This window comes from Streptomyces sp. NPDC006476 (assembly GCF_040612015.1).
In the GTDB taxonomy this organism is placed as follows: domain Bacteria; phylum Actinomycetota; class Actinomycetes; order Streptomycetales; family Streptomycetaceae; genus Streptomyces; species Streptomyces griseorubiginosus_B.
In genome coordinates this window covers 1-3119 of sequence record NZ_JBEXPK010000229.1, presented here as the reverse complement: position 1 = coordinate 3119, position 3119 = coordinate 1, and the positions used below count along the sequence as shown (strand labels likewise).

At 68.9% G+C, this 3119-nt stretch carries 3 protein-coding genes; 1 reads left to right on the top strand and 2 read right to left on the bottom strand.

What is annotated here, in order from left to right:
* On the bottom strand, window positions 1-196 hold a 196-nt coding region (locus ABZZ74_RS53340; RefSeq protein ID WP_356951336.1), incomplete at its 3' end, for a helix-turn-helix domain-containing protein.
* Window positions 197-252: 56 nt separating this feature from the next.
* Window positions 253-1044 carry a DUF1932 domain-containing protein gene (locus ABZZ74_RS53335; protein WP_356951335.1) on the bottom strand — a complete coding sequence of 264 codons (792 nt, stop codon included), beginning with the start codon at window positions 1042-1044 and terminating at the stop codon, window positions 253-255.
* 364 nt (window positions 1045-1408) lie between these two features.
* Here ABZZ74_RS53335 and ABZZ74_RS53330 point away from each other — a divergent pair, with 364 nt between their 5' ends.
* Window positions 1409-3097, top strand: coding sequence for a transposase (locus ABZZ74_RS53330; protein ID WP_356951334.1), 1689 nt, complete (start codon window positions 1409-1411; stop codon window positions 3095-3097).
* Window positions 3098-3119 lie beyond the last annotated feature (22 nt).

Here is a 3119-nt window from a genome sequence, read left to right as displayed (position 1 = left end):
CCGACTCCAACGCGGCCACACCCCCGCGCCGCCAGGCCGCCCGCCACCGGCGCACCGACCGGTCCGCCACCCGCAACATCGCCGCGACCTGCGTCGTGCCCGCCCCGGCCTCGAACCACTTGGCCGCCTCCAACCGCACGGCCTCCCGCTTGTCCTGCTCCGCGGGCGTCAGCCCGCCCCCTTGCGCATACCGCATGAGGCCGTCGTACCGCAGGGATCACGACCCGTCACCGCAGCCCGGACATCACCGATTCAACCTGAGTACCGGTGGGACAGCCGCCGCAACAGATCTCGGCTGGCTGTAGTGATCAGCGCGGGCACGTCCAGCTCGTCGAGCATGTCAGCAGCCGCTTGCATCTCGGTGACTCGGCGTACTGCGTGTCGGCGACTGCCGTCAACAAGCCTGCACAGAGTCACGGCATTCGCCTGAGTCAGCTCGTCGGCAATGTGTTCCCGCAGCCATTCCTCACAGCCTGCCGCCTGGGCTGCGTCAAGTGCCTCGATGACGGCAGCCGCAAGTCCCTTGTAGAAGACGCTGCGTAGTAGTTTTCGCTCAGCGGCCAACCCTGCGGGGCCGTCGAGGACGTCGAGCGTCGCTCCGAGTGGGCGGAGCAGCATGGCGAGGCGTGTGGCGGCCGTGCCGGAGACAAGCATGGGCGTCCGCAGGCCTTTGCCGGGCACGGGCGCCATGAGAGACACGTCGACGAAGTCGATGCCGGCCGCCCCGGAGATCTGGCTGAGATGCCGTTTCACCGCCGGGGCCGCCGTGTTGAGATCTGCCCACAGACAACCGGGAGCCGTTCCGGCCAGACCTGCCCGGAGCGCATCCACGGCAGCCGAGGCGCTGTTGACGCTCAGGACGATATCGCTGCCCTCGGCGGCTTCGGCCTCACTGCCGGTGTCCGTCACGCCCTCGGGTGCCGGCACCGCAGGATCATAGCCACGGACGCGTGCCTCTGCCGCGACCAGGTCTCTCGCGATGGCGCCGCCTGCTTCGCCCAAGCCCAGTACAGCGATCCGAAGGTCCCCAACTGCCTTTGCCATCACGGATTGTCCTCGTTCCTGCCGGTCGCGGGCCTTGACCGTACATGTGCCAGCCGGAGCATACGCAACCTTTCCATGTGCTGGTGGCAGCCTGTCGGTGGCGACCGGTGTGATGGCCAGACGGTCCGGCAAGGGCGACGGCCCCGGCGTCGGCAGCACTCGTGCCGGGCCCGCGCGATGGAGCCAGCCAACTCCACGCGGGCCGGCATGATCCGTCCCTGAACGGGCGTGCCCAGTCTAGATCTAACCTCATGTGTTCAGCTTCGAGAGCGAGCTGATGCCCTGACAGAGGATAGGTGCCTCTCACCTGCGATGATCTGGACTGTCTAGATCCAGAACGTCGCGAGGAAGAGACACCCAACGGGTGCAGGCTACCGAATGGGATCACCGGCTCGATGTGCGGGCCGACGGCAAGCGTCTCGTCGGGCATGCTGGGGTGGTGCGGCTACGGAAGGTCGCCGATTGTGTGGGGCTGACCCGTGCACTGGCCGCCGCGCTTCCGCGGGGTACCGGGCCGGGGTGGCGGGACCGGGGTGTGGTGCTGGTCCAGCTGGCCTGCGCGATCACTCTCGCCGCGATGAACATCCTGGCGGCCGAGCAGGTGCAGTACCAGTGGCGTGCGTTGTTCCCGGAGCCGGTTTCGGACATCACGTTGCGACACGCCCTGGAGGCGGTCGATGCCCCGGTGGCGGCGCGCGTCGAGCGGGTCCGCGCTGTGATACGCCGCCTGGTGTGGACCTGGCTGGCTCTGTGGCCGGGCGGCTTTCCCTGGATATCGGTGTGCGGCCGACAACTGTCCGGCTGGTACGTCCTCGATCTCGACGCGACCGTCGTGACCTGCACGAGCCGGAAGGAAGGGGCGGCGGGCACGTTCAAGGGCACATGGGGGCATCACCCGCTGGGGGCGTGGGTGGCCAACACCCGCGAGTGCGTGGCCATGCTGCTGCGGCCCTGCAACGCGGCCGCCAACGACGTCGCCGACCACAAGACGGTTCTGGCCGCCGCCCTGCGGCAGCTCCCGCTGCCGCCGTGGTCGAAGCTGCTGGTACGGATCCACGGCGCGGCCTTCAGCCAAGGCATCCTCGACCATCTGACGGCCCTGACCACGAGCCGCAGGCGGGTGCGCTGGGTCACCGGCTGGGCGATCCACACCACGGACGAACAGGCCATCGCGAGGCTTCCGGAACAGGTGTGGACCAACGCGCTGCGGCAGGACGGCGAGGTCCACGAGATCACCGGGCCCGACGGCGACCTTGTCGCCTACCAGGTCGCCGAGCTCACCGGTCTGCGTGACTTGACCGGCTGGCCGGCGCGTGCGCGGCTGGTCGTGCGCCGGGTCAAACCCTCCCGGCGCGACGCGAAGAAGCTGACCGCGTTCGAGAAGAAGACCGGATGGCGCTACCAGATCGTCGCCACGAACATTCCCTCCCACCAAGGGCTTTCCGGTGTTCCCGGCTCCGGGCAGGTGTGGTTCGTCGACGCCCTTTACTGCGATCACGCCGAGGTCGTGGACCGCGTCAAGGCGATCAAGCGGATCGGGCTGGGGTTGTTGCCCTCGACGTCCTGGCAGGTCAACCCCGCCTGGGTCCTGGCTGCCGCCACCGCCTGCGACCTCGACACCTGGACGCGGCTCCTCCTCCTGGCGGCCGCACCCGAACTCGCCGCCGCCGAGCCGGAGACGATCCGCACCAAGCTCTACCACCTGCCCGCCCGCCTCACTGCCCACGCCCCCCGCCGCACCCTCCACCTCGACCGATCATGGCCATGGTCGTCGGCGTTCACCACCGCCTGGCAGAAAGGCCACCCAGCTCCCGCCACTCACCTGACGGCCGACCACCACCCCGACAGGGACCAGGAAGGAGCAGACCAGCAGGACTCCGGCCCCGTGGAGCAGGCGCAGCCGCAGCGTCACGCGAAGGCCAGCCCCGACACGGCACGGGACATATCCGGCAGCCAGCCGCTCACAACGCCACCGGCCAGCCCCGGAAGAATCGAGTCTAGCCTCAATACCGGGACTCTGTTGGTGATGTTGGGCAGGTCATGCGGTGGCTGAGCACAGGGCGCGGAAGTGCGTG

What these genes read in the sequence shown, in the direction of transcription:
- ABZZ74_RS53335 (WP_356951335.1), bottom strand. Translation starts at nt 1,044, where the DNA reads ATGGCAAAGGCAGTTGGGGACCTTCGGATCGCTGTACTGGGCTTGGGC.